Annotated in this window: 25 protein-coding genes and 2 pseudogenes; 11 read left to right on the top strand and 16 right to left on the bottom strand. The window is 69.3% G+C overall.

The features are described from left to right. Positions 1-142: 142 nt before the first annotated feature. Both ACQEV8_RS39340 and ACQEV8_RS39335 read left to right on the top strand, forming a co-directional pair. Entirely contained in the window at positions 143-2134 is a 1992-nt protein-coding gene (locus ACQEV8_RS39340) for a hypothetical protein (protein WP_432970725.1), read from the top strand. Beyond that, entirely contained in the window at positions 2127-2609 is a 483-nt protein-coding gene (locus ACQEV8_RS39335) for a hypothetical protein (RefSeq protein ID WP_432970722.1), read from the top strand. The genes ACQEV8_RS39340 and ACQEV8_RS39335 overlap by 8 nt, the downstream gene beginning before the upstream one ends. 140 nt (positions 2610-2749) lie before the next feature. Here the strand turns inward: ACQEV8_RS39335 and ACQEV8_RS39330 are convergent, their stop codons facing one another. Both ACQEV8_RS39330 and ACQEV8_RS39325 read right to left on the bottom strand, forming a co-directional pair. After that, a complete protein-coding gene (locus tag ACQEV8_RS39330; RefSeq protein ID WP_432970719.1) occupies positions 2750-3274 on the bottom strand; it encodes a hypothetical protein in 525 nt (174 codons plus the stop codon). Positions 3275-3677: 403 nt separating this feature from the next. After that, positions 3678-4295, bottom strand: coding sequence for a TetR/AcrR family transcriptional regulator (locus tag ACQEV8_RS39325; RefSeq protein ID WP_432970716.1), 618 nt, complete (start codon positions 4293-4295; stop codon positions 3678-3680). 72 nt (positions 4296-4367) lie between these two features. Between ACQEV8_RS39325 and ACQEV8_RS39320 the strand changes: the two genes are divergently transcribed. Both ACQEV8_RS39320 and ACQEV8_RS39315 read left to right on the top strand, forming a co-directional pair. Further along, entirely contained in the window at positions 4368-5309 is a 942-nt protein-coding gene (locus ACQEV8_RS39320; RefSeq protein ID WP_432970713.1) for a haloalkane dehalogenase, read from the top strand. A 353-nt stretch (positions 5310-5662) separates the two neighbouring features. Beyond that, entirely contained in the window at positions 5663-5989 is a 327-nt protein-coding gene (locus ACQEV8_RS39315; protein WP_432970710.1) for a TfoX/Sxy family protein, read from the top strand. Between the two features lie 16 nt (positions 5990-6005). Here the strand turns inward: ACQEV8_RS39315 and ACQEV8_RS39310 are convergent, their stop codons facing one another. From ACQEV8_RS39310 to ACQEV8_RS39290, 5 genes are all read right to left on the bottom strand, one after another. After that, a complete protein-coding gene (locus ACQEV8_RS39310; protein ID WP_432970707.1) occupies positions 6006-6395 on the bottom strand; it encodes a hypothetical protein in 390 nt (129 codons plus the stop codon). Positions 6396-6605: 210 nt separating this feature from the next. After that, a complete protein-coding gene (locus tag ACQEV8_RS39305) occupies positions 6606-6866 on the bottom strand; it encodes a nuclear transport factor 2 family protein (RefSeq protein WP_432970704.1) in 261 nt (86 codons plus the stop codon). A gap of 107 nt (positions 6867-6973) precedes the next feature. Beyond that, a complete protein-coding gene (locus ACQEV8_RS39300; RefSeq protein WP_432970701.1) occupies positions 6974-7363 on the bottom strand; it encodes a hypothetical protein in 390 nt (129 codons plus the stop codon). A gap of 97 nt (positions 7364-7460) precedes the next feature. After that, positions 7461-7832: a nuclear transport factor 2 family protein gene (locus tag ACQEV8_RS39295; protein WP_432970697.1), complete on the bottom strand. Its 372-nt coding sequence runs from the start codon at positions 7830-7832 to the stop codon at positions 7461-7463. A 135-nt stretch (positions 7833-7967) separates the two neighbouring features. Then, complete coding sequence (locus tag ACQEV8_RS39290; protein WP_432970694.1) at positions 7968-8918, bottom strand: haloalkane dehalogenase; 951 nt, start codon at positions 8916-8918, stop codon at positions 7968-7970. Between the two features lie 67 nt (positions 8919-8985). Here ACQEV8_RS39290 and ACQEV8_RS39285 point away from each other — a divergent pair, with 67 nt between their 5' ends. Next, the gene (locus ACQEV8_RS39285) at positions 8986-9624 is read left to right on the top strand and encodes a TetR/AcrR family transcriptional regulator (RefSeq protein ID WP_432970691.1); all 639 of its coding nucleotides are present in this window, start codon (positions 8986-8988) and stop codon (positions 9622-9624) included. A gap of 141 nt (positions 9625-9765) precedes the next feature. Here ACQEV8_RS39285 and ACQEV8_RS39280 read toward each other — a convergent pair whose 3' ends face one another. After that, positions 9766-11427 (bottom strand): MFS transporter, encoded by a 1662-nt coding sequence (locus ACQEV8_RS39280; protein ID WP_432970688.1) that lies wholly within the window; start codon positions 11425-11427, stop codon positions 9766-9768. A gap of 206 nt (positions 11428-11633) precedes the next feature. Beyond that, entirely contained in the window at positions 11634-12458 is an 825-nt protein-coding gene (locus ACQEV8_RS39275; protein ID WP_432970685.1) for an SDR family oxidoreductase, read from the bottom strand. 357 nt (positions 12459-12815) lie between these two features. Here ACQEV8_RS39275 and ACQEV8_RS39270 point away from each other — a divergent pair, with 357 nt between their 5' ends. Next, complete coding sequence (locus ACQEV8_RS39270; RefSeq protein WP_432970682.1) at positions 12816-13439, top strand: TetR family transcriptional regulator; 624 nt, start codon at positions 12816-12818, stop codon at positions 13437-13439. Positions 13440-13597: 158 nt separating this feature from the next. Here the strand turns inward: ACQEV8_RS39270 and ACQEV8_RS39265 are convergent, their stop codons facing one another. Both ACQEV8_RS39265 and ACQEV8_RS39260 read right to left on the bottom strand, forming a co-directional pair. Next, positions 13598-14026, bottom strand: coding sequence for a tautomerase family protein (locus ACQEV8_RS39265; RefSeq protein ID WP_432970679.1), 429 nt, complete (start codon positions 14024-14026; stop codon positions 13598-13600). Between the two features lie 614 nt (positions 14027-14640). After that, positions 14641-15696: an aldo/keto reductase gene (locus ACQEV8_RS39260; RefSeq protein ID WP_432970676.1), complete on the bottom strand. Its 1056-nt coding sequence runs from the start codon at positions 15694-15696 to the stop codon at positions 14641-14643. An 87-nt stretch (positions 15697-15783) separates the two neighbouring features. On the opposite strand from ACQEV8_RS39260, the gene ACQEV8_RS39255 reads away from it, so the two are divergent. Beyond that, positions 15784-16407: a TetR/AcrR family transcriptional regulator gene (locus ACQEV8_RS39255; RefSeq protein ID WP_432970673.1), complete on the top strand. Its 624-nt coding sequence runs from the start codon at positions 15784-15786 to the stop codon at positions 16405-16407. A gap of 405 nt (positions 16408-16812) precedes the next feature. Here ACQEV8_RS39255 and ACQEV8_RS39250 read toward each other — a convergent pair whose 3' ends face one another. The 4 genes from ACQEV8_RS39250 to ACQEV8_RS39235 all read right to left on the bottom strand — a co-directional run bounded on the left by ACQEV8_RS39250 (position 16813) and on the right by ACQEV8_RS39235 (position 21321). Beyond that, positions 16813-17100, bottom strand: coding sequence for a hypothetical protein (locus ACQEV8_RS39250; protein WP_432970670.1), 288 nt, complete (start codon positions 17098-17100; stop codon positions 16813-16815). A gap of 566 nt (positions 17101-17666) precedes the next feature. After that, positions 17667-18689 carry an alcohol dehydrogenase catalytic domain-containing protein gene (locus ACQEV8_RS39245; protein WP_432970667.1) on the bottom strand — a complete coding sequence of 341 codons (1023 nt, stop codon included), beginning with the start codon at positions 18687-18689 and terminating at the stop codon, positions 17667-17669. Between the two features lie 56 nt (positions 18690-18745). Continuing rightward, positions 18746-20182, bottom strand: coding sequence for a carboxylesterase family protein (locus tag ACQEV8_RS39240; protein WP_432970664.1), 1437 nt, complete (start codon positions 20180-20182; stop codon positions 18746-18748). Between the two features lie 308 nt (positions 20183-20490). Then, a complete protein-coding gene (locus ACQEV8_RS39235) occupies positions 20491-21321 on the bottom strand; it encodes a helix-turn-helix domain-containing protein (RefSeq protein WP_432970661.1) in 831 nt (276 codons plus the stop codon). A 217-nt stretch (positions 21322-21538) separates the two neighbouring features. Between ACQEV8_RS39235 and ACQEV8_RS39230 the strand changes: the two genes are divergently transcribed. From ACQEV8_RS39230 to ACQEV8_RS39220, 3 genes are all read left to right on the top strand, one after another. Then, complete coding sequence (locus ACQEV8_RS39230; RefSeq protein WP_432970658.1) at positions 21539-21934, top strand: MmcQ/YjbR family DNA-binding protein; 396 nt, start codon at positions 21539-21541, stop codon at positions 21932-21934. Beyond that, entirely contained in the window at positions 21931-22299 is a 369-nt protein-coding gene (locus ACQEV8_RS39225) for an MmcQ/YjbR family DNA-binding protein (RefSeq protein WP_432970655.1), read from the top strand. Before ACQEV8_RS39230 ends, ACQEV8_RS39225 begins: the two co-directional genes overlap by 4 nt. A gap of 132 nt (positions 22300-22431) precedes the next feature. Next, complete coding sequence (locus ACQEV8_RS39220; RefSeq protein WP_432970652.1) at positions 22432-23745, top strand: replication-associated recombination protein A; 1314 nt, start codon at positions 22432-22434, stop codon at positions 23743-23745. A gap of 241 nt (positions 23746-23986) precedes the next feature. Here the strand turns inward: ACQEV8_RS39220 and ACQEV8_RS39215 are convergent. Beyond that, a pseudogene (locus tag ACQEV8_RS39215) lies at positions 23987-24160 on the bottom strand (pirin family protein); the annotation flags it as partial. A gap of 348 nt (positions 24161-24508) precedes the next feature. Here ACQEV8_RS39215 and ACQEV8_RS39210 point away from each other — a divergent pair. Then, positions 24509-24835, top strand: a pseudogene (locus ACQEV8_RS39210) (transposase); the annotation flags it as partial. Positions 24836-25081: the final 246 nt, after the last annotated feature.

Below are 25081 nucleotides of genomic sequence, written 5' to 3'. Positions count from 1 at the left end.
TGCGCCTGTCCCGGGTGACGCGCCTGTGCTGCCCGACCATGTGCTGGCCGCCGCGGGTCATCCGGGGCCGGGGCCCCGCTTCGCCGACCCAGTCTGGGACATGGGGCCGTTCCTGCCGCGCAGCACTAGCGAGCGCACCATCGTGTTCGCATCGGTTGCCGACCCGGTCACGGCCCTGGTCCTGGTCCTGCGGGAATACCTCTACTCCCGCCTGCGGCGCGGCAATTCCTCCCTGGTCCGGCGAGGCCCGATGAAACTCACCGGTATCTTCGGGGCCTTCCACAAGGCCCGGACCGTCATCGCCACCTTTCAGGCGGTCGGCGCCCGCCGCCTGAGTGACGTGACGCCAGATCACCTGCAAGCCGCGTTGGAGCGGTGGCGGACCGTCTCGGCAGAGGAGGCGGCACTGCGGGTGACCGCCGTGAAGCACCTGTTCGCTCATGGGCCGTTCCTGACCGCTGACCGGCTGCTGGTCAACCCCTGGCCTGGCCGCTCCGGACACGCGGTGGCCGGAGTGATCCGCGACGGGGAGAACACCACCGAGCGCATCCCCGAGGAGATCATCGCTCCACTCGTGAAAGGCGCCGTCTTCTACGTCACCACCGCCGGCCCCGACATCCTGGCCGCGCAGCGCGAACACACCGAACTAACCTCCGCTCACCAGATACCGCGGCGCTTCTGCGGCAACGGCTCCGCCCGGGCCCGGATCGATACGTTTGTTGCCGAGCTGCGGGCCACCGGTCGCGGCGTTCCCGCCCTGCCCCGCCGCCAGGCCCCCCGCTACCCGAGCGTCCCCGTGATCGACGGAGTTCCGCAGGCGCCCAACACCGCGCTCGTCGCCCGCATGACCGGAGTGTCCGTCTCCGCCGAGGTCCGCCGGTACCTCACCGAGGCAGCCGCCGACCTCGGCTACCAAACAGGCGGCCTGCGGACTGCGCTGTCGATCTGGCCCGGCACCGGACGCCCGTGGCGGCCGGGCCTTGGCCCGATGGAACTGGCCACCGAAGTGGTCCAGTTGCGCATGGCTTGCTGGATTGTGATCGCTTACCTGTCCGGAATGAGGGACGCCGAAGTCAGGGAGCTGGCCCCCGACTGCGCGTTCACCGAGAACGGTCCCGACGGCCGTGTCCGCCACAAGCTGCGCGGCCGGGTCCTCAAGGGCCGCAAGCTCTCCGGCGAGGAAGCCGAATGGGTCGTGCTCGACATCGTCCACCAGGCCGTCGCGCTGGTCGCGGCCGTCAACGACGACCCGACCCACCTGTTCGGCCACAAGGGCATGACCAGCAACAGCCTTGTCCTGTTCGGATCGGTCAACAGGCGCCTGAATGACTTCCGTGACCACCTCAACGAACTGTTCAGCACCCCGGACGCCCCCTACCTGCCGCTCCACACGGCCGCGCCGTCGCCGGACAACGGCACGTCCGCTCATGAAGAACCGGGGAGTGAAGAAGGAGCGGAGGGCCTCATGCCGTGGCGGCTGAGTACCCGGCAGTTCCGCCGCACCCTGGCCTGGCACATCGCGCATCAGCCGTTCGGCGTCGTTGCGGGCGCCCGGCAGTACCAGCACGCCGAACTCGCCCTGTTCGAAGGCTACGCAGGCACCTCCGCCTCCGGATTCGCCGCCGAGGTCGCCGCCGAACGCGCCATCGCCCAGCTGGACTACGTCGAGGACCTCTACCGCGACTGGAACGACGGCCACCGCACCAGCGGAGGCGCCGCCGGTCGCGTGGACGCCGAGTTCGCCCGGATCCGCCGGGAGCTGGGCGATCTGCCGGGCATCGTCGCCAGCCCCGCCCGGCTGCGCACCATGCTCCAGCACCTGACGAAGACCCTGCACCCCGGCATCCTCAACGACTGCTTCTACCAGCCCTCCTCCGCCCTCTGCGCGAAGCGGGCCCAGCACACGGGCCGGCCCCTGCCGCTCCTGACCATGTGCCTGACCTGCCCTAATGCCCGCCGCTCCAGCATCCACCTGCCCCGCCTGACCACCGCCCGCGCCCAGGCCCAGCGCCCGCTCGACGCCCCGACTGGACTGGTCCGCCTCCAGACCGCCGCGCTGACCACCCACATCGCCGAACTCGACCACGCCATCGCAGAACTCCGCGCCTCACCGGACACCTCGACGCATGGATGACTCCGCCGCGCTGCGGCTGCGGCACGCCCTGGAACACGCCGGCGTTCCCATCCGACCGGGTACGGACCAGACCGTCCTCCACGCCTTCGAGCGAATTGTCACCGGAACCCCTGAACACACCAGCGGCGTCCTAACCATCTCCACGCTGTGCAAGGAAGCGGGCGTCTCGCGCGCTACCTACTACCGCTCACCCCTGGCGAAGATCATCACCGGGCTCCTCAAGAAACCCGACGTGCCCCGCCCGCAGACCGACGTCTTGGCCGCGGACATCTCTCGCCTCAAGAAGGCAGAGCGCACATTGCGCTCCCAGCACGCGGCAGAGCAGCGAGAGGCGCGCGCCACCATCGCCGCCTACGCCAACCACATCCAGGCATTGACGCTGCGTAACGCCGAACTCGAAGCGGAGAATGCCGCCCTGCGCGAAGCTCTCCACCAGCCCGGCGGCAACATAGCCTCCCTCCCGGTGACGTCTTGAAAGCTGCCGCCTGGATGAGTGGCTCCAGCTCGGTGCACGCACCTCCGGGGCACCCGCCCCTGGCCTGCGCAGGGCCAGTCGCAGCTGGCGACGTACGTCGGCGAGGGGACGGGCGAGCCGGGGCTGGGGGTGGGTGACGATCAGGCGCCAGGTCCAGCCGGCCGCGGACTCGGGAGGGTGAACTGTGGGGCGGCGGGGGCTCGGGAGATGATCGTGCTGAGGGTCCCGGTGTAGGTGGTGCCCAGTTCGGTCACGGTTCCGGGGAAGGGGCCCAGGCCGTGGCGCATGGCGCTGAAGTAGTTTTCGGGCAGGAGGACGCGGTCACCGACTTCGAGTGTGCCGGAGCCCTTCCAGCGGTATCCGTAGCCGTCGACGGTGACCGCCTGGCCCCCGTAGACCTCGAATCGACGGTTCCCGGCGTGGGGTTCGTTGCGCAGGATCCGTATCTGCCGCCCAACGTGTTCCACCTCGGCGGCCTCTGCGTGGTGCTTGCTTTCTTGCAGCCGGCCTGCCTCAAGGCCCTGCTGGTAGGCATCCACGAGCGCCTTATCGTGGTCGGTGGTGTGCAGTTTGCAGGCGAAGCCCGGGCCGGAGAACTGCGTACGGCAGGGGGTGCCGGACCTGGTGGGACGTCCGCAGGGCCGGTGATGTACCTCTTCGAACACGGGGGTTCCTCACGTGGTGGTGGCGTGGTAGCGGATGGTCGGCAGGGCAATCACCGGCTGGGAGATGTCTTGCGCAATACATCTGGGGTGCGGTGCGGCCCTCGTGGGCGTAGCCCGGCGCCGGGAGCAGTCCCGGGCTGCAGGGGCGCCGCTTCCCGAGTGACGACCTGCCGCCCCATCAACCGGCAGGGTCCCGGCGGTTGGCGGGCACGTAGCTGCGGTTGGACAAGGGTGCGGCCGCTCATGGCTGGCGGGCCAGATCTGGGCCTTGCCATGGATCAAGAGGCTTCCGGGTGCCGGTTCCGCGAGGGTTGCACCGCCAGAGCGTCGCGGCCCTGATCGAACGTCATAGCTGGCGCTGGGCGCGCTGATGGACCCGGTCCCACTGGCCTTGAGAAAGGTTTCAGCCGGGGGCGGTGAGTGCGGTGACCGTCTCCACGAGGAGGTCCTCGGAGGTGGCTTCGATGTGGGCGTGCAGGTCGCCGCCTAGGTCGAGGGATGCGACTCCGTGTACGAGCGCCCACAGTGAGCCGGCCAGCGCGCCGACGTCCCTTTCCTGTAGCACTCGGGCGGCGTCGAGTGCCTCGAGATGGACGGCGCAAGCGGCTTCGAAGGCGCGGTCGAGGCCGGGGTGGTCGGCGCCTTTGACCTCGGAGCCGAACATCACGAGGTAGAAGGAGGGGTGTTCGAGCGCCCAGCGCAGGTAGGCGCGGCCCAGCTCTATGAGGCGGTCGCGGCTGTCGTGGCCGTCGGGCGCGGTGCGGAGGGCGTCGTGCAGGCGTTGGAAGCCGAGTTCGGCCACGGTCGCCAGCAGGTCGGCCTTGTCGGTGAAGTGGCGATACGGGGCGGCCGTGCTCACGCCCGCCCGCCGTGCGACCTCGGTCAGGGTGAAGCCCTTGGGTCCCCGCTCGCCGATCAGGTCCAGAGCGGCGTCCGTCAGCGCCCGTCGTAGGTCGCCGTGGTGGTACGGGGCTGGTTTTCCGGTCCGGGGCCGGTCGGCGGATGCAGAGTCAGCTGGCATGTTGACGACCTTAACATTGGTCCGTATGTTAAAGGCATCAACATTGCTCAGCGTTGCCAAGAGAGGAGCGACATGTCGCTCTCATCAGCCAACATGCACATCGAGCGGACCCCGGACGAGCGTTTCGAAGGTCTCGCCGACTGGCCCTACGAGCCGCGGTACGTCACCGTCGGCGACGGTCTGCGGATGCACTACGTCGACGAGGGGCCGGCCGACGGCCCGGTCGTCGTCCTCGCCCACGGCGAGCCGACCTGGGGCTACCTGTACCGCAAGATGATCCCCGGACTGGTGGCAGCGGGCCGGCGGGTCCTGGTCCCGGATCTGATCGGGTTCGGCCGCTCGGACAAGCCGGTCGACCGGGCCGCCTACACCTACGAGGCTCACGTGACCTGGACCGGTGACTGGCTGGACCAGCTCAACCTCACCGACATCACCCTGTTCGGCCAGGACTGGGGCGGGTTCATCTTCAACGTGCACGTTGGGCTCACGCCTGACCGGTTCGCGGCCGTGGTCGCCGCCAATACGGGGCTAGCCGACCCGGACTACATGGCCACGCTGACGGAGGAGCAGTTCGCGGATACTTTCGGTGCGTTCCTGCAGTGGCGGGAGATGTCCGAGTCACCCGACCTGACGGCGTCGCTGGCGGTCGCCAGTGCTCTCGCTGTGACCGGCGATGTCCTGACCGAGGAGCAGGCCGCCGCCTACGATGCCCCCTTCCCCTCGGATCGGCACTTCGCCGGGGCACGGCAGTTCCCTCGCCTCGTCCCGCTCGACGAAGCGGACCCGCCCGCCTCGATGCTGCGGCGGGCCTGGGCCGGACTGGGAACCTTCGACAAGCCGTTCCTGACCGCCTTCGCCGAAGACGAACAGGTCACGCGCTCCCATGAGCCGGTCCTTCAGGCCCGCGTCCCCGGCGCGCAGGGGCCGGACCACGTGACGGTCCCCGACGCCGGTCACTTCCTGCAGGAACAGCAGCCCGACCTGCTGGTCAAGGCCATCCTGAGCCTCGGCTGACAGCCCGCCCGCACGTCGGCCCACCACGCCTGCCCGGCCCGCTCACGTGGCTGGGCGTGGTGGGCATAGCGGAGGCTGGCCTGACCTCTACCGGGACAACGAACACGACGGGAACGTCAGCCTCGTCGCCCAGGAACTCGCCGTACTGGACGTGTCGTCCGCCGAGAGCAGCGGGAAGCCCTTGTACGGCGATGCGACGTCCCGTGAGTTCTCCCCAGTCCCGCGACGATGCCCGACTCGTCGTCCCGCCTGGTCCCGCGCGTCGTCGAGGTCGTCACCTCCTCAGCGACCGGCCACCTTTCGGAGGGAACCGTCGCGTTGCGCCGCGGACGGCCGCGGGGGACGCTGCTCGCATGGCCTACGACGAAGGACTCGCCGAACGCGTCCGGGACGCCGTCGCGGAGCGCGCCACCTTCACCGAGCAGAAGATGTTCGGTGCCCTGGTGTTCATGGTCAACACGCACATGGCGGTCGGGGTCATGCGCGACGAGCTGTTGGTGCGCGTCGGCACGGACGGCCGCGAGGGCGCGCTGGCGGACGGCGCCCACGAGGCGAGTGTGGGGCGGGGCATGGTGGCGGCGCCGCCGGAAACCGCCACGGACGACGACGCGCTGCGAGCGTGGGTGAGCCGTGGCGTCGAGTTCGCGCTCGCGGCCCCGCCCAAGCCCGTGAAGCGCTAAAGGGTGGTGCGACGGCTCATCGGCCGAGGTCGTTGCGCAGCGCGACGGCCCCGGCGGCTGCAGCGGTCAGGGACACTCCCACACCCAGTGCGGCGGAGGTCGCACTGACGTCCTTCCTTTGGCCCGCGGCCAGGAAGGCGACGGCGTCGACCGTATCGATGAGCACGTTGATCTTGACGAAGGTCCTGGGCTCGCTGAACTTCTCAAGGTTCAGCAGCCCTGCGGCCAGGAACGCGGTGCGGATGCCGAACATGCGCCCGTAGGCGATCGCCGGGGTGCCGGTGGCCTTCATGCCAAAGGCGCGCGTGATCAACCTGGGTGTCAGCAGGTGGGTGGCAGCGACAAAGATGCGACCGCCGGCCAGCACTCGCAGCGGAAGCGAGTTCGTGAGCTCCGAGGCTGCCATGGTGTGTCCCTCAGTTCGTAGGTGTCAGGCGCTACCGTTTCCTGGATGACCAGGGGCGGTGGCGTGCGGCTGATGGCGTACTGGGTTCGCGGCAATGCGCCTACGTTGCTGTCGGCCGCGGTGCTTCGAACGGCAGCCGGTCGAAGATATAGCGGTTGGCAACGATTTTTCCGTTCGCCACGGTCACGCACTGGGCTGCGGGCGCACTTTTCACCGGCCCGTGCGGGTGTCGTAGGTGAGGACCGCGTTCTCGTCGTCGCCGAATGGGGCGATCAACTCGGCCAAGGTGAGGATCTGCGCGAACGGCTCCATGGACACGCGGTACGCCTCGGCACCTTCGATCCGCCCGGCGGGTGCGTAGCAGACGATGCCGTCGGCGATGTAGGTCATCGCACGGCCGACGTCGTGCGTGGACCACGCCTCGTCGTGGGCCAATCCGGTCCGAAGCGCGGGGCTTTCGTTCTCACTCAAGGGAACTGCTCTTCCGGAAGATGTCCAGCCGCTGCCGGCATGAGCCGGCCCGGCACAAAGCCGCCAGGCTCAGGCCGCGGACCGGCTGACTACTGGGTGGAGGCGACTCACACGGAGGGGGTGATGAGGAGCGCGAGGACGCCGAAGGTGACGGCGAGCAACGAGATCGCCGTACCCTGCGTGGCGGACTTCGCGCTGATGTCCTTCTGCCGGCCCTCGGTGTAGAAGGAGACGGCGTCGACCGCGTCGATGAGCACGTTCAAGGCGACGAACGTGGCCGGCGAGGAGAAGCTGTCGAGGTTCAGCAGCCCTACGGCCAGGACCGCGTTACGGATGCCGAACATCCGCCCGTAGCCGATCGCCGCTGTGCCGGCGGCGTTCACGCCGATGAGTCTCATAGCCCACTTGGGAGCGAACAGGTGGGTGCCAGCGGCGAAGATACGGCCGAATATCAGGAAATACAGGGGAAGTGAGGCCAGGACCTCCGAGGTCGACATGGCGAATCCTTAAGTTAGTAGGTGCTAGGCGCTACCGCCCTGGACGACCAGGGCGGTAGCGTGCGTCTGATGGCGTACTGGGTTCGCGGCAATGCGCCTATGTCCCTGGACGCTGCGGTGCTTCGAATGGCAGCCGGTCGAAGATGTAGTGGTTGGCGACGATTTTCCCGTTCGTGACGGTCACGCACTCGGCAGCGGGCGAGTTTTCGACCGGCACCGTGTGGGTGTCGTAGACGAGGACTGCCTTCTCGTCGTCGCCGAACGCGGCGATCAATTCGGCGGAGATGAGGATCTGTGCGAAAGGCTCCATGAAAGCGCGATAGGCCTCAGCACCCTCGATCAGGCCGCCGGGTGCGTCGCAGACGATGTTGTCGGCGATGTACGTCATCGCACGATCGAGGTCGCGCGCCGTCCAGGCCTCGTAGTAGGCCAGCGCGGTCCGCAACGCGGGGCTTGAGTTGTCGCTCAACGGAAGTACCTTTCTGAATACGGAGCGCATTTCGGCAGGCACCACGGGGCGGTAGGTCTGAGGCAGACCTCCGCTATACCCCCCACACCACTCGCGTGGGCGGCCGGGTGTGGGGCGTGGCGTGCGGGTGGACTGTCAGCCCAGGCTGAGAATGGTTTCCACCAGCAGGTGGGGCTGCCGTTCCTGCACGAAGTGCCCGGCGTCGGGGACCGTCACGTGCTCCTGCCCCTTCGCGCCGGGGACGCGGGCCTGGAAGATCCCCTCAAAGGGGCGCGAGATCTGCTCGTACTCGGAGAAGGCCGTGAGGAACGGCTTGTCGAAGGCTTCCAGCCCCGCCCAGGCGCTGCGCAGCGTCGAGGCCAGCGGCTCCGGGGTCTCGAGCGTGACCAGGTGGGGGAACTCGCGCACCCCGGCGAAGTACCGCTCGGAGGGGAAGGGGGCGTCGTACGCGGCGGCCTCCTCCTCGCTCAGGGTGTAGCCGGTCTGGTTGAGGGGGCTGTCGGGGCTGCCGACCGTCCAGGAGGCGGTCAGGTCGAGCGACGCTGACTGATCGCGCCACTGCACGAACGCGCCGAATCCCTGCGCGAAGGCCTCCGGGGTCAGCGTGGCCATGAAGTCCGGGTCGGTCAGGCCGGTGTTGGAGGCGACCACGGCCGCGAACCGGTCGGGCGTGAGTCCAACGTGCACGTTGAAGATGTAGCCGCCCCAGTCCTGGCCGAACAGGGTGATGTCGGTGAGACCGAGCTGGTCCAGCCAGTCACCGGTCCAGGCGATGTGGGACTCGTAGGTGTAGGCGGCCCGGTCGACCGGCTTGTCCGAGCGGCCGAACCCGATCAGATCCGGGACCAGGACCCGCCGGCCCGCTGCCACCAGACCGGGGATCATCTTGCGATACAGGTAGCCCCAGGTCGGCTCGCCGTGGGCGAGGACGACGACCGGGCCGTCGGCCGGCCCCTCGTCGACGTAGTGCATCCGCAGACCGTCGCCGACCGTGACGTACCGCGGCTCGTACGGCCAGTCGGCGAGCCCTTCGAAACGCTCGTCCGGGGTCCGCTCGATCTGCGCGTTAGCTGCCGAGTTCGACATGTCGCTCCATTCCTCGTAATGCAATGTTGATGCCTTTAACATACGCGTCGATGTTAAGGTCGTCAACATGTCAGCTGACTCGACACCCGCCGACCGATCCGCCGACCGGCCCCGGACCGGAAAACCAGCCCCCTACCACCACGGCGACCTACGACGGGCGCTGACGGACGCCGCTCTGGACCTGATCGGCGAGCGGGGACCCAAGGGCTTCACCCTGACCGAGGTCGCACGGCGGGCGGGCGTGAGCACGGCCGCCCCGTATCGCCACTTCACCGACAAGGCCGACCTGCTGGCGACCGTGGCCGAACTCGGCTTCCAACGCCTGCACGACGCCCTCCGCACCGCGCCCGACGGCCACGACAGCCGCGACCGCCTCATAGAGCTGGGCCGCGCCTACCTGCGCTGGGCGCTCGAACACCCCTCCTTCTACCTCGTGATGTTCGGCTCCGAGGTCAAAGGCGCCGACCACCCCGGCCTCGACCGCGCCTTCGAAGCCGCTTTCGGCACCCTGCTCGAAGCGGTCGACGCCGCCAGGTCCGACGGGACGCTTCAGAACAGGGACGCCAACGCGATGGCCGGCTCGCTGTGGGCGCTCGTACACGGAGTCGCATCCCTCGACATAGGCGGCGACCTGCACACCCACATCGAAGCCACCTCCGAAGACCTCGTCGTGCAGACGGTCACCGCACTCACCGCCCCCCGCTGAAACGGTTCTCAAGGCCAGTTGCTGCCAGGGCATCGCTCAGCCCACGGGCACGACCTCCTGCGTCTGCGAGGGGTGTGGGGGAAAGGAGGTCGACCTCCTTTCCCCCACACCCCTCGCGCGTCCAGCGCGCCGGGGCCGCGCTCAACGGGCCTCGCTGTCCACCAACTCCTTCTCTTCCTGCTTTTCCGCCGTCTGGGCGCCCTTCCGCCCCGGCAGCAGCGCCGCCACCAGCACGGTCCCGACGGCAAGGATCACCGCGCCGACCAGGCTGGCGTGGGCGACCCCGTCCGCGAAGGAGGATCCGACCGCGTCCGCCATCTGCCGTGCCCCCTGGGCGAGTTGGCCTGCCTGGGCCTTCAGCTGGGCGTTGTCGGTCTGGGCGGCCTGCGCGGCGAGCTGCTGGGCCTGGTCACCAATGGCTGCGGCGACCTGGTAGCCGGCGCCGACCGAACCCTGCGCGGCCTCCAGCGCGCTCGCCGGCAGGCCGCTGCCGTAGGTGGCGTCCGCGAGGTGCGAGGAGTACGACGTCCCCAGCAGCGAACCCAGGAGCGCGATGCCGAGTGAGCCGCCCAGCTCCAGTGAGGTGTCGTTGACCGCGCCGCCGACGCCGAGCTGGGACTCGGGGAAAGATCCCATGATCGCGTCCGTGCTGGGCGACAGTGCCAGGCCGACCGAGAAGCCCAGGAGGATGAGGGGCGCGACGAGATCGCCGTAGGAGGATCCCGCGTCGATCCGCGTGAGCAGGGCCATCGCGGTGGTGGCGCCGACCATGCCCGTGGTGACCATGATCTTCATGCCGACCCGCGGGGTGAGGTATCCGGTCAGCACCGAGCCCACGGAGACCGCTGCGGCCAGCGGCAGCATGCGCAGGCCGGTGCCCAGGGCGTCGTAGCCGAGGACGAACTGCAGGTGCTGGGTGAGGTAGACGAAGGCGCCGAAGACGGCGACGAAGAACAGGGCCACGGCGAGGTTGGAGCCCGCGAACCGGCGGTCGGCGAAGCGGCGTACGTCCAGGAGCGGGAGCGGGTGGCGCAGTTCCCAGAGGATGAAGGCCACGAGGCCCGTGCCGGCGACGACGGCCGCCGTGATCGCCTTGACGCCCCAGCCGAACTGAGGGCCTTCGATGATCATGTAGACGAGTGTGCCGATCCAGACGATGGACAGCAGTCCGCCGACGTAGTCGATCCGGCCGCGGATCTTCGCCTTGGAGGGCGGGACGAGGACGAGGGCGGCGACAACGGCCGCTGCGGCCACGGGGACGTTGATCAGGAAGGTCGAGGACCAGCCGTGGTTCTCCAGGAGCGCGCCCGCGACCAGGGGGCCGGCCGCGATCGCGAAGCCGGCGGTGGCGGTCCACAGGGTGATCGCCCTGGTCCGCTCCTTGCGCGGGAAGGTCGCTGCGAGCAGGGACAGCGTCGCGGGCATGATCAGCGCGGCGCCCACGCCCATGACGGCACGCGCCGCGATGACCCCGGTGGCCGAGCCGACCAGTGAGCCCGCGACCGACCCGCCGCCGAAGACGACCAGGCCGAGCACGAGCGCCCCGCGTCGGCTGTACTTGTCGCCGATCGCGCCGAGCAGCAGCATCAGCGCCGCGTACGGGACGGTGTAGCCGTCGAAGACCCACTGGAGGTCGGCGCTGGACAGGCCGAGGTCCTGTGTCATGTCGGGGGCGGCGACGGTGAGGGCGGTGTTCGCCATCAGGATGATCAGCAGGCTCAGGCAGAGGACGAGCAGGGCCCACCAGCGGCGCCCGTAGGGGCGGTCCATCTGCTCGACCGGTTCGTTCATGACGAGTCGCATGGCGGGAGTTGCCTTCCGGAGGTGCGGAACTTGAGTAGTGCCCACTCGTGTGGGCGGTCGGGTGCGGGTCATGGCGGGCGGGTGCCGGTCAGCCGGGGCTGAGGATGGTTTCGACCAGCAGGTCGGGCTGCTGTTCCTGCAGGAAGTGACCGGCGTCGGGGACAGCCCCGTGCCTCTGGCCCTTCGCGCCGGGGATGCGGCTTGCTCTAGGCGGTGGTGCCTTCGGCCTCGGCGGAGACTGTGGCCCACTCGTCCCACGTCTTGAGCCGCTCGGCGTAGACCGGCGGGGCTATGTGGAGGGGGGCGGTGCCGAAGAAGACGCGTACGGGCGGGTTGTCGGCGTCCACGATCTTCAGCAGGGCCGCACCGGAGGTGGCCGGGTCGCTCTTACCCACCCGGCTCGCCCCGGCGTGGGCGGCGGCGCGTACCTCGTCGTAGGCGGGCAGCGGTTCGGCGAAGGCGGCGGAGGCGCCGGCCCAGTCGGTGGAGAAGCCGCCGGGCTCGACGAGGGTGACGTTGATCCCGAAGCCGGCGGCCTCCTGGGCGAGGGCGTCGCTCAGTCCCTCCAGGGCCCACTTCGAGGCGTTGTAGCCGCCGAGGTAGGGGAAGGCCACGACGCCGCCGACGGTGGAGATCTGCACGATGTGACCGCTGCCCTGGGCCCGCAGGAGCGGCAGGGCGGCCTGGGTCACCCACAGTGCGCCGAAGAAGTTGGTCTCCATCTGGTCGCGGATCTGCTGTTCCGTCAGTTCCTCGACCATGCCGAACAGGCCGTAGCCGGCGTTGTTGACGATGACGTCCAGGCGGCCGAAGTGGTCGTGTGCGCGCTGGACGGCGTCGGTGGCGGCGGCCTTGTCGGTGACGTCCAGGGGCAGGGGGAGGATCGCCTCGCCGTGGGTTGCCACCAGGTCGGCGAGGGAGTCCGTGTTGCGGGCGGTGGCCGCGACCTTGTCGCCGCGCTCCAGGGCAGCCGTGGCGAACTGGCGGCCGAAGCCGCGCGACGAGCCGGTGATGAACCAGATCTTGCTCATGAGAACACTCCGATCGAGATGACGTCTTGATCGGAGACTCTACATTCACATGAGACTAAGTCTCAAGGGGAGTCTCTGTGCCAAGGGTCGCTTCCGTCCGCGCCAACCCGTCCCGCAGTCGGCTGGAAGCGGAGCGGGTGCGACGCTCCGCTTCGGCGTGGCCTGGTCGTCATCCGAGGGCAGCCCAGGCGGTTTGCGGGTGCGGTGGGAGTTCGTCGCATCGATGGGGCCTTCAAAAGGCCGACGGGTGGGCATAGCGAGAGGATTCCGGGCTGGACGTCGCGGGGCGGGGGTGCCCTGGGCGGCCCGTCTGCTGAGACTGAGTATCAGATTGAGTCGTTGCGGTACTCTCGCCGTATGAGCGACTCCGCGAGCACCGCCCCCCAGTCCCCGGCGAGACCGCCCGGCCTGCGTGAGCGCATGCGGGCAACGGTTCGGGAAGAAGTGGTCGCGGTGGCGCTCCGGCTCTTCTCCACTCAGGGCTTCGACCGGACGACCGTCGACCAGATCGCCGCCGAGGTGGGGCTGTCCCGCGCGAGTCTGTTCCGGTACTTCAGAACAAAGGAAGACATGGTGCTGGTCGGCCTGGAGGACAGTGGCCGACACATCGCGGAAGCCCTCGCCGCCCGTCCGGACGAGGAGCGGCCCTGGGTGGCGCTGCGCCGGGCGTTCGACGCTCTGCTGCGGCAGCACGAGGAATCGCTTGAGCAGACGCTCAGCTATGTGCGCATGCTCCAGGAGACCCCGTCACTACGGGCCCGGCAGCACGAGAAGCATCTGCAGTGGCAGGAGCTGCTGGTACCGGAGGTCGCCAGGCGACTTGCGACCCGTCCTGACCTGCCGGAGGACCCCAGGCCGAGTGCGCTGGTCGCGGCCGCCATCGCCTGCCTGGAGGCGGCCACCACGGGGTGGGTGGCCTGCGACGGTGCTGTTCCCATCGACGTGCTGCTCGATCGCGCGATGGGCGCGCTGGCGGAGTAAACCGGCCAGCTCCCGGTAGTCTCCAGGACACCGCCGCTCTCGGCATCAGGGAGGACCACCAGAAACTCACGTGAACCGGTGTCCACCCTTACGCGGGCACGTCGACTACGCGGACACGTCGACCGAAAAACCGTAGTTGAGGGTCCACAGGTGAGCTGCTATGTACTGGACAGCACCTCCCCGAGTACGTCCTTGTGGCGTTTGACCCAGGCCGCCTCTTCACCGGGGGCGGGCATGATCAGGCCGGCTTCCATGACGGAGGTTGAATCGAGTTCGTTGAGCCCGATCACCACGCTGCGGGGATGCTGACCCGTGGTGGCGGTCCAGGCTTCGGACAGCCGGGTCAGGAGTTCGGCGCGCGCCGTACGATCCCTGCCGGCCCGGATCGCTCCGTTGATCACCGACAGAGTGTTGGGCCTGCCGGCGGTGAAGAACTCCGACGGCTCGTACTCGGTGAACACGACGTGGACGAATCCCCGGGGGGCTCCGGTGACCGCGGTGTGCACGGTGGTGATTGCTTCCGCCAGCTCGGCGCGGCGGTCCGCATCGAGCGAGCCGGCCGGGACGAGACACTGATAGATCGGCATGTATTCCCTTTCTGTTCTGTCACCGGGTTCGATGAGAACTGCCCGGCCTGTCCGCGGGATTAGGGGGTCGGGGCGGGCGGCACTGGAATGTCCAGGAACACCAGCAGGTCCGCGAGTTTGGCGTCGAGCTCCAGGCCGACGTTGGCGAACTCGGGGTTGTCGAAGGTGGCGAACCGGGTGCTGGGCTGGTCGACCGAGAACCAGGCGGCCCCTGGTCGTCCTCGTGAATGGTCGTGCGCTGCGGGGCGACCAGCACGGCCGGGGCGCGGGTGTACACACGATGGGCGATCGTGTGGTTGCCCATGAGGTACGTGGTGCAGGAGCCGGTGTCCGCGGCCGCGTTCCGTCGCGCCGGCCCCCGGAGCTCCAGTACCGGACGAACCCGTGCGGTGCGTTCTCGGCGGTGGCGGCGAGGACGGCGTCCCAAGTGACCGGCTCGGGCGCCAGCTCACTGAACCGAGCGGTACCGAACGACGGCACGTCACGCTTGTAGCTGGTGCGGAAGTCGTCGAAAGACTCCCGTGTGGATCGAGAGCTGCACGACCTCGTGCGTCACCGTCGTGACGGTTCCGGGGGCGGCCTTGCCCATCGTGCCCTGTCCCGCTGTCCCGCTGTCAGGCGACGGGCACGATCGGGGGCCGGAAGTCGACGTCCGGGCCGCCGAGCAGTGTCGGGGTGCGCTCGGCCACGGAATCGTGGGGCTGGCCGAGGGGGATCCGGCTGACCTTGTCCAGGCGCTGGAACTGGTCCTCGCTCAACTGGACGTCCAGGGCTGCGAGGTAGGTGTCCAGCTGGGACACGTCGCGGGGCCCGATCACCGGGACCATCCCGGTCGTGGAGATCGCGGCCCGGTGTCGTAGCCACGCCACCGCGACCTGCGCCGGCACCGTCTGGAGCTCGTCGGCGACCTCGAGGACCGTGTCGACCACCGTGGTCTTCTGCGCGCTGTCCTCGGTGTGGATCAACTGCCCCAGCGTGGTGAGCCGTCCCTCCGTGTTGTGGCGGTACTTGCCCGTCAACAGCCCACCGCCCAGCGGCGACCACATTGTCGCGCCCAGGCCCAGCGCCTCGGTCATCGGCAGGATCTCGCGGTCGGCGGACCGTTCGACGAGGCTGTACTCGAACTGCGCGCCCACGATCGGCGCCCAGCCGCGCAACTCGGCGAGCGTGACAGCGCGAGCGGTGCGCCAGGCCGGGAAGTTCGACAGCCCGGCGTAGAGGATCTTCCCGGACCGCACAAGATCGTCCAGTGCGCGCAGGGTCTCCTCGATGGGGGTGACCGGGTCGGGGAAGTGCACCCACAGCAGGTCGATGCGGTCCGTGCGCAGCCGGGCCAGGCTGCCCTCGACCGCCCGGATCATGGCCTGGCGGGAGTGTCCCGTGCCCTGGACGCCCGAGGTGGGGTCGATCCCGATGGCGAACTTCGTCGCGAGGGTGAACCGGTCGCGCCGCGTGGACAGCAGCTCCCCGAGGATCTCTTCGGACTCGCCGGCCTGGTAGCTCTCGGCGGTGTCGATGAAGGTGCCGCCCGCATCTGCGAACCGGTCGAGCACCCGGGTGCTCTCGCCAAGGTCGCTGCCGGTGCCCCACCGGGTGCCGAAGGTCGCGGCCCCCAAGGCGTATTCCGAGACACGTAGGCCGTTGTTGCGTCCGAAGGTCAGGTACTGCATGGCGTCCTCCCAGTAAGTAAAGTGATCGCTGTACTTGACGGTAGCGGCCACTCCGTCAGAAGTAAAACGATCGCTATACTCGGGGGTGTGACCAATACCGAATCGATCCGCCGGGGCGGGCGGGGCGCGCGGGACCGCATCCTGCGGGCCGCGGCGGAACTGTTCGCGCAAGACGGCATTCACGCCACCGGCATCGCCCGCCTTACCGACGTGGCACAGGTGTCCACGCGCACCCTCTACCAGCACTTTCCCAGCAAGGACGCCATCGTCGCCGCCTATCTGCGGCGCTTCATTGACGAGACTCCGCGGCCCGCCGCGGTGCAGTTGGCGCGTGAGGATCTCGATGCGCGGGCGCGACTGCTCGCGGTGTTCCTCGTCGAACCCACGACCCGTCCGGACGGGGTGGTGCGCGGATGCCCGTTCCACAACGCCGCCGTCGAGGCCGCGGGAACCATGCCCGAGGTGACCGAACTGGTCGAGCAGCACAAACGGGAGTTCACCCGCCGCCTGGCCGAGGTCGCCGCCGAAGCGGGTGCCCGCGACCCGGAAACGCTGGCCCGGCAGCTGGCCCTGCTCTATGAAGGCACCCGCGCCCTCTCGACCTCACTCAACGACACCCAGCCGGCCCACGACGCGCACGAGCTCGCGAAAACGCTGATCGACCAGGCCATCACACCGCTCCGAGAGTCATCTCCAGCTACCGCATCCTGACGATGACCCTGACCTCGCTGAAGCAGATCACTGGTGCGTCGGGCCAGATGGTCGTGTTCCCGCGCAACACGCCGCTGTGCCGGAGGTTCGCCAGCCGCTCCTCGAAGCTGCGGGGCCGGCATCCGGAAGTTCTTCGTCCGACCCTCGGGGCTGGCCCATGAAGTGGAGCAGAGGTTCGGGCCGCAGCCATGCACATGCGGAACGCGAGCTCGCCGCGGTGCCTGAGGTGGAGAGGGACGAGAACAACGCCGGCCACGTCCCGGTTGGACAAGCCACCTGAGACACCGAGCACCTGAGACACCCGTACAGGTCGCATAACGCCGTCCAGCGCGGCCGCGTCCGGAAGCTGGCTGTTCTCTGGGGCAGAGGCATAAAGCGACGCCCCTCAAGGTGCGTCAGTGCAGCTCAGCGCTGGTTGGCATTGACGATATCCAATGCAACAGGTGCGGCGCCATCCTGTCCCGAGCGCGGACCAGCTCCGGCTTCGTGGGCGCGGGCGAACAGCGCGTTGACGGCGAACGCGGCCGCGGGGTCGGAGAGCCAGTTGACGGCGGCCCGCTCGTCCTCGCTGAGGGAGTCCAGCAGGCCGATGCGGGCGAGGGCGCGCAGCAGGGCGTGACGCAGCACGTCGGGTGTGACGGCGCGGCGGGCGGCTTCCACCTCCTGGTGGCGCTTGTCGTCCTGCAGCTGCACGATGCGCGTCCACTCCGCGACTTCGGCCGGGCCGCGCTGATCGTCGGCCAGGTCCTGTCCCCCAGCTTGGCCTCCAGCTTCTTGGTGGGCAGCTCCTCCAGCAGCGCCCATGCCACGGCGTCAAGGTCGACGGTGAACTCCAACGTCTCCACTCCACCAACAGGACCGTCCGCATTCACCGTGTACGTGTACGCGCGGGGCAGCTCAGTGCTCTTGAACCTGTCACGGCTGTCCAGAAGGAAGGTGAGGCGGCTGCGTGGTGGCAGCATCGGGATGGGCTGGGCCAGAACCCGCTGGATGACCTGGGTCAGGTCCGGTTCATCCCCCCACAGGAACCCACCGGACTCCAATGGTGGGTTGCAGGAGATGCGGACGTTACGCGCGACGGTTGGACCGCATTCTCGATGACCAGCAGGAGCGAACCGTCGTTGTGCCGTCAGAAAAACAGCTCCCCGCGCCTCCTCGACGGGCGCCGCCGGGCTGATGTACCCACTGCGCACGATGTGCGGGTTCGAGCCGATCGACTCGCTGTGTCCGATGGCCTTGTCGCGTCCCGCGATCCGTTTTCAGTCGTCCAGGACGACGACGTGCTTGCCCGGCGTGGTGCCGGACTCGAGGTCGGCCTGTGCGTCACGGATCTGTTCCAGGCCGTGGTAGACCTTCGCGACCGGGACCTTGAGGCGTCCTTCGGCGATGGCCTGGAGCTGGTGGGCGAGGACGTCGGCCGGGAGGTCGGCGGCCTCGCCCGCGTAGCTGGTCAGCCGCACCCCGCCCGGGATCATGAACGGACTGAAGTCGGGGATCGTCCACTGGCCCGCCAGGGCTCCGGTGAAGCAGACCGTGCCGTGCCGACGGACCGTGCGCAGGGTGTCGGCCAGGACCGAGCAGCCCACCAGTTCCAGTGCGGCGTCGACACCGTCCGGCATCTGCTCGCGCACCTGGTCGGCGAGGGTTCCGTTGTCGACGAGGGGATGGTCGGCGCCCGCGGCCCGCAGTTCCCCTGACCTCTCCGCGCTGCGGGTGGTGGACAGCACGGTGGCTCCGAGTTCCTTCGCGATCGTGGTCGCGCTCAGCCCGACCGTGGAGGTGCCGCCGCGGATCAGCAGCGTCTGCCCGGCCTTGAGGTCCAGGCCGGTGGTCAGCGATCCGTAGGCGGTCTGGAACATCTCCGGCAGCGCACCGACGACCTCCCACGGCAGGTCGGTCTCGAACGGGATGACCTGCGCCGCGGGGACGGTCACGTACTGGGCGTAGGCGCCGTCGTAGGAGCGGCCCATGCCGCCCATCATCGTGGCCACCTGCTGTCCTGGCTTCAGCGAACTGTTCTCGTCGGCCTGGTCGACGATGCCGACGCCCTCGATGCCGGGGATGCGCGGGTAGGTGACCTCCGCGTCCGACCCACCCTTGCGAGTGGTGACTTCGGATTCATTGACGCCGAATGCCTTCACCCTGATCCGCACCCAGCCGGGCTTGCGTACGGGCACTGGGACGTCCTTGATCTCCAGTGCGTCGAGGCCGCCGGGCCGGGTGACGACGACGGCCCTCATCGTCGCCGGTGCGGCGTCGCCGGCTGCTGTCGGTTGGCTCATACCGAGTACCTCACTCCGTGTTGTCCGCTGCGCTCTTCCGTATCGCCCGACGGCCGTCAGGGGCGGGCGATGCCCTCCCACAGGTCGAGGGCCCGCTGGTAGTGAGCGGTGCCCTCGAAGGGAGCGTTGCCGACGGTTTCCGCGGTGGGCTTGTCCGTGACGGCGGGCCACAGGCGGGAGTGCTCGCCGGTGGCGAAGTCGAGGACGATGTCGCGGATACGGGTATCGCGCTCGGCCTGCTCGGCGCTGCGGCCCGGCTTTTCCTGGCCGACCAGGGCGTACATCTCGGTGCCGTGCACGGCGGGCGCGCCCTCGGCGGGGCCGATCATCAGGAGGTGGGCGTTGCCGCCGGCGGCGGCGTGCGCCAGGGCGCCGCGGGCGGCGGGGAGCGCGAAGAGGTAGTCCGCCATGACCGCGGCGCGGACCTCGGCCGGGGTACGGCCGCCCTGGTCGTAGGCGTCGACGATCTTCTGCGCGCGGGAGCGGGAAACACGCCACCCCGCGACCTCGTCGACGACGCGGTCGAGGGTATGCGGGTCGAAGCGGTCGAGGTCGTTCGCCACCCACCAGCCCATGTCGTCACTGGCCATGCTCAGCAGGATGTCGACATCGCGGTGCGTGCCCGAGGCGAGGACGTCCATGGGGTGGGCGTGCACCACCGCGCCGGGCTGCCCGATGTCCAGGACGACGCCGGTGGCCTTGTTGTCCACCCCGCCGCGGACTCCGAGGTCCGTCGGGGCGACCTTGCGCAGGGCGTCCCGCAGGGAGAGCGGGTCGAGGTCGAGCAGCTTCTCCGGGTTGTCCGCGACACCGAGTTCGGTGACGAACAGGTGCGCGAGCTCCTCGGCCCACCAGGCCGGGATAGAACGCGCGGGCCCGCCGGAGAACCCGGCCAGGCGCCGGTACAGGCCGTCGGCGGAAGCGGCGCCGAGCAGTCCGAAGGTGGAGTAGGCGCCGGCACTGTGGCCGTAGACCGTTATGTTGTCGGGGTCGCCGCCGAAGTGGGCGATGTTCTGCCTGACCCAGGTGAGCGCGGCGATGATGTCCTGGAGGAAGAGGTTGCTGGCCTCGGCGAGCTTCCCGCCGTATTGCGAGAGCGAGAGCGGGCCCAGGGCGCCGAGCCGGTAGTTGACCGACACGCTCACCACCCGCCCTGTCGCGGCGAGTCCGGCGGCGTTCGAGGTGACCTGCGTGTTCGCGCCGTACTCGAATCCGCCGCCGTGGATGTACACGGTCACCGGGAGCGCCTTGTCGGCCGGCTGCTCGGGGGCCCACACGTTCAGGTTGAGGCAGTCCTCGCCCATCCCGCTGTCCGCTTCGAGCCAGTCGCCGCTGTCGGGCTGGACAGAGACGACGCCCTTACGGTCGTACGGGAGGCTTGGATCGAAGTCCGCGACCACGGGACGGCGGTACCGCTCGGCGGTGGCGTACGGGATCCCCCACCAGGACCGCACCCCTGGTGCAGTCGGAGCCTTGGGAGCGGAGGCGGTCATGACATGTCCTTCCAGCGCGATTCGGATACTTCGAGTGGTGAGTCGGCGGCTTGTCGCTCGCGGTGACGTCTCCCATCGTTTCCCGGGATACGACAAAACGACTGGCGCGCAGCGGTCACCTGGTGGTCAGCAGGTGACACTTCCTTGCTGAGCGATACGGCAAACGGCTGAAGGGCCGGGCCCTGTCGGCCGGACTGAAAGCCAGAGGGCAGTGCGCGGCCCGGTGTTCGCCACCCACCGCAAGCCGGGCCCCGGGCAAGGTGGCCGGCCCGCGGGCGGTCAGAGGTCGGTCAGCCGCCGCGCTCCGCTCAGGGGTGGGTCGTGGTGTCGCCGGCCGCGTAGGCGGCGGGGGTGAGGCCGGTGCGGTCGCGAAAGAAGCGGCCGAAGTTCGTGGGGTCGGTGAAGCCGAGGTGGGCGGCCACCGTCCGGGCGTCCCACCGGGCGCCGCCCAGCAGTCTCCGGGCTTCCAGGAGGCGCCGCTCGTCGATGACCTCACGCACCCCCTTGCCCGTGGCGTCCCGGGCGGCACGACTGAGGGTGCGGACCGAGCAGCCGAGCAACTCGGCGTAGTCCGCGGCTTGGTGCAGTTCGCGGAAGTGCAGTTCCAAGGCGTCCAGGAAGCGCCCGTACCGGTCGGCGGGGCCCGTGCCGACCGTGGCCGGGCCGACGGGGGCAAGGCCCGGGGTGTCGGCCAGGCGCAGCAACAGAGATTCGAGCAGGCTGCGGCGCAGGGCGTGGTGGACGTCGAGGGGGCGGCGCCCGAGGGCGCGGTGTTCGGACAGGAGCTGGAGTGCCGTCTGCCGGAGCCAGGCGGCGTCCTCGGGGTGCGGGCTCAGCACGGCGGGGGCGTCGTGTGCGGTGAGCGGGGCCAGGAGGTGGGCGAGGTCGGGCCGCAGTACGTCCGGTTCGAACAGGATGAAGGGGCCGCGGGCCGTGCCGGGCGGATGCCAGCACTGCGTGTGTCCGGGACGCACCCACAGCCACTGGCCGGGGGCGACGGTCCGCGTGACGTGGTCGACGTCGTGCCGCAGCTCACCCTCGGTGACCGCGATGAGGTAGTGGAAGGTGGCACGGCCCGGACGGGGCGGGTTCCACGGCCAGTCGTCGTGCTGGGCGAAGAAGTCCTCGACGGTACTCACCTCGAGGCCGTACGGAGTGCCGACCGGCGGCTGGAAACCGTACAACGGAAACACGGCCTGTCCGGCCCGCCCGCTCGGTCTGGGGTGTCGCTTGTCGACCATCACGTGTCCGCAGCCTACCGCCGTCCTCGTCGGTTTCGAGGGAAGGATGGGACGTGTTCCCGCCCGTATGCCTTCGCCACCGCAGTCCGTCATCGCCCGAGGAGGCCCACCGCCCATGAACGGACCGACCCTGCACAAGACCGCCGCCGACTGTGCGCAGGAACTCCCCGGAGCCCAGCTGGAGCACCCCTTCGGCCCCGACTGGGAGGTCTACAAGGTACGCGGCAAGGTGTTCACGCTGATGACCGAAGTCCCGGGGCGTCCCGTCGTGATCCTGAAGTCGGACCCCGCCGAGGCCCACGCCCTGCGGCAGCAGTACAGCCACATCACGCCCGGCTACCACATGAACAAGAAGCACTGGATCACGCTGGAGGGCGGGGAGGGCGTCGACAAGGAGCTCGTCCGGGAGCTCGTCACCGAGTCCTACCGGCTCGTCGTCGCCCTCCTGCCCAGGGCCGAGCGGCCCGTCGACCCGCACACCTACGGCACCGGCACGCGGGTGGCCGGGTGAGCGCGGCCGGCGACCGGATCCAGGACACCGCCCGCCGGGCGGCGCTGGCCCTGCCCGACGTCAGTCACGGCTACCCCTTCGCCCCCGGACTCGACGTCTACAAGGTCGCGGGCAAGGTGTTCCTGATCGTCACCGACGACCCGGACGAGCAGATCATCACGGTCAAGTGCGAACCAGAACACGCCCGCACGTACGTGCACGACCACGCCTCGATCACACCGGGCCGCTATCTCGACAAACGGCACTGGATCTCGCTCGGGGCAGGTCCCGGCATCACCGAGCGGCTGGTCACCGATGTGGTCGAGGACTCCTACGACCTGGCCGTCGAGCGGCTGCCGCAGCGTGACCGCCCCGGGGCTCGATGAGCGCCGCGAGCCTCCCCACGAGCGGCTGAGCCGACGCCTGAACCTGAGTACCGGCATCAATGTCAGTGCCCCGTGCGAGGCTCGTCATGTCCGCACACGTACGCACCCGTCCGCCTGCGACCCGAGAGACCGATGGAACCGACCGAAGCGACCCTGCCGCTCTTCGGCGAGGAGCCCGCCCGACCCCTCGCCGACCGCTTGCGCCCCACTCGGCTGGACGAAGTCGTCGGGCAGAACCACCTCCTGGCCCCGGACGCCCCACTGGGCCGCATGGTCGCCCAGCAGCGCCTCAGCTCCGCCGTCCTGTGGGGCCCGCCCGGCGTCGGGAAGACGACCATCGCCCGGCTCCTCGCGGACGCCGGCGACCTGGCCTTCGAACCGGTGTCTGCCACCTTCTCCGGCGTGGCCGATCTGCGGAAGGTCTTCGCCGCCGCTCGCAGCCGACGCGACATCGGCCAGGGCACCCTGCTGTTCGTCGACGAGATCCACCGCTTCAACCGTGCCCAGCAGGACAGCTTCCTGCCCTACGTCGAGGACGGCACAGTCACCCTGATCGGCGCCACCACGGAGAACCCGAGCTTCGAACTCAACGGCGCCCTCCTCTCCCGCACCCAGGTCCTCGTCCTCAGACGCCTCGACGAAGCCGCACTGTCCACGCTGCTCGACCGTGCCGAGCAGCTCACCGGCCACCGTCTGCCCCTGGACGACGACGCCCGCCGCGCCCTGATCGCCATGGCGGACGGCGACGGCCGCTACCTCCTCAACATGGCCGAACAGCTCTATGCCCTCCCGGACACCGGGACCACCCTGGACACCGCCGGGCTCGCCCATCACATCCAGCAGCGGGCCCCGCTGTATGACAAAGCGCAGGAGGGCCACTACAACCTGATCTCCGCGCTCCACAAGTCGATGCGCGGCTCCGACCCGGACGCGGCCCTGTACTGGCTCGCCCGCATGCTCGACGGCGGCGAGGACCCCCTGTTCGTGGCCCGCCGCCTGGTCCGCTTCGCGAACGAGGACATCGGCATGGCCGACCCGCACGCCGTCCAGCAGACACTCGCCGCCTGGGACGTGTACGAGCGACTCGGCTCCCCCGAGGGCGAGTTGGCGATCGCCCAGGCCGTCGTCTACCTCGCCACCGCCCCCAAATCCATCGCCGTCTACCGCGGCCTCAATGCCGCACACCGCGCCGCCCACCGCACCGGCTCACTCATGCCACCCGCCCACATCCTCAACGCCCCGACCCGGCTGATGAAGGACCTCGGCTACGGCAAGGACTACCAGTACGACCCCGACACCACCGACGGCTTCTCCGGCGCCGACTACTTCCCCGACGACATGCGCCGCGAGACGTACTACCAGCCCACCCGCAACGGCTACGAAGCCCAGATCACCGAGCGCCTGCGCCACTGGGCCGCTCTGCGCGCCCGTCGGCAACGCGGTTGACCGGCCGACGCCCACGAAGCCCTGTCAAGGCCGGAGAAGTGAAGGCAGCTCGGCCCCAGTTGTCCGTGACGTGCACTCACCAGCGTCGCCGACCTTGGGCGCACCATCGGTGCTCCCGCCCTGACGAGGCCCGACCTGCCCGATCAGCCGCCTGACGCCCCATCAGAACGAGCGTCAAATGAGCGTCGCAGCCCGACAGTCTTCCGCCCCGCGGCCACCAACGTTGACGCGTTTACGCAGGTCAGCGCACCCTTCCCCGCGGTTTCAACGGCACCGGCGGCAGTTCCGGTGCGGGCAGCGGAGCCCCGTCGCACCCCTTCACCTCCCCGAACCTTGCACCCTCCATCCAGTCCCGCCGCGCCTGCTCGATCTCCTCCTGGGTCCGCCCGATCCAGTTCCAGAACATAGCGGACTCTGCGCGCATCAGTACAGGTCAACGGCGTTCCGGACCGCCGACGGTTAGTAAACCGTCATCATCGGTCCCGGAGGAGTCAGCAACCATGAGCGCCACTGCTTTGGTTCGTGGGATGGGTTCGTTCTTCAAGGAGTGTGAGCATCCGCGGTCGCGGTGGTCGAAGTGCCCGCACCCGCACAAGGTGCGGTATCGGTCGGCGGCGGGGAAGCAGGTGAAGGAGTCCGGGTTCGCGACCCAGGACGGGGCGATCGGGCGTTTGACGGAGGTCTACAACGCGAAGCGGGCGGCGCCGCGGGGGCAGGCGAAAGCGGAGCGGATCGCGAGGTACGGGGTGATGCGGTTCGAGGAGTCCGCCACCGGGTGGAAGGCCGGGCAGCGGGATCCCGGGTCACCCACCTGCGCAACCTGCCCCTGCACCGCAAGGCCCAGAACCGGATCTGGCTGGAGATCGTGCAGATCGCTCTCAACCTGCTGGCCTGGATGCCGATGCTCGCTCTGACCGGCAAAGCCCGGCTCTGGGAGCCCCGCCGACTACGGCTCCGCCTTTTCACCACGGCCGGACAGCTCGTGACCACCGGCCGTCGGCGAATCCTCCGCCTGGCCCGGCACTGGCCCTGGACCAGCCACATCACCACAGCCCTCGAACGCTTCGCACTCCTGCCGAACCCCGGCTGACCAAGGGATCCCCGTTCCTACGACAGCAGCTCAACACCCGGAGCAGCGGAACCCGGCGCCACCCCGAGACGACACTCGGGTCCTGAGCATGCACAACCTCAGCCCACGGCACGAGAACGGTCCACCGACTCCGTCGCGGACCGTCACGAAACTTCGAGGCTAGGCAGTTGACGATCCACCGTGCCTCGTCCTCGTCCTCGTCCTCGATCTTGAGCGCCACAGCGGTCACCGCGCCCTCCAGATCGA

Origin of the sequence: Streptomyces sp. CA-179760, from assembly GCF_050937045.1 — a bacterium.
Taxonomy (GTDB): Bacteria; Actinomycetota; Actinomycetes; order Streptomycetales; family Streptomycetaceae; genus Streptomyces.
This window is presented reverse-complemented; position numbering and strand designations above follow the sequence as displayed.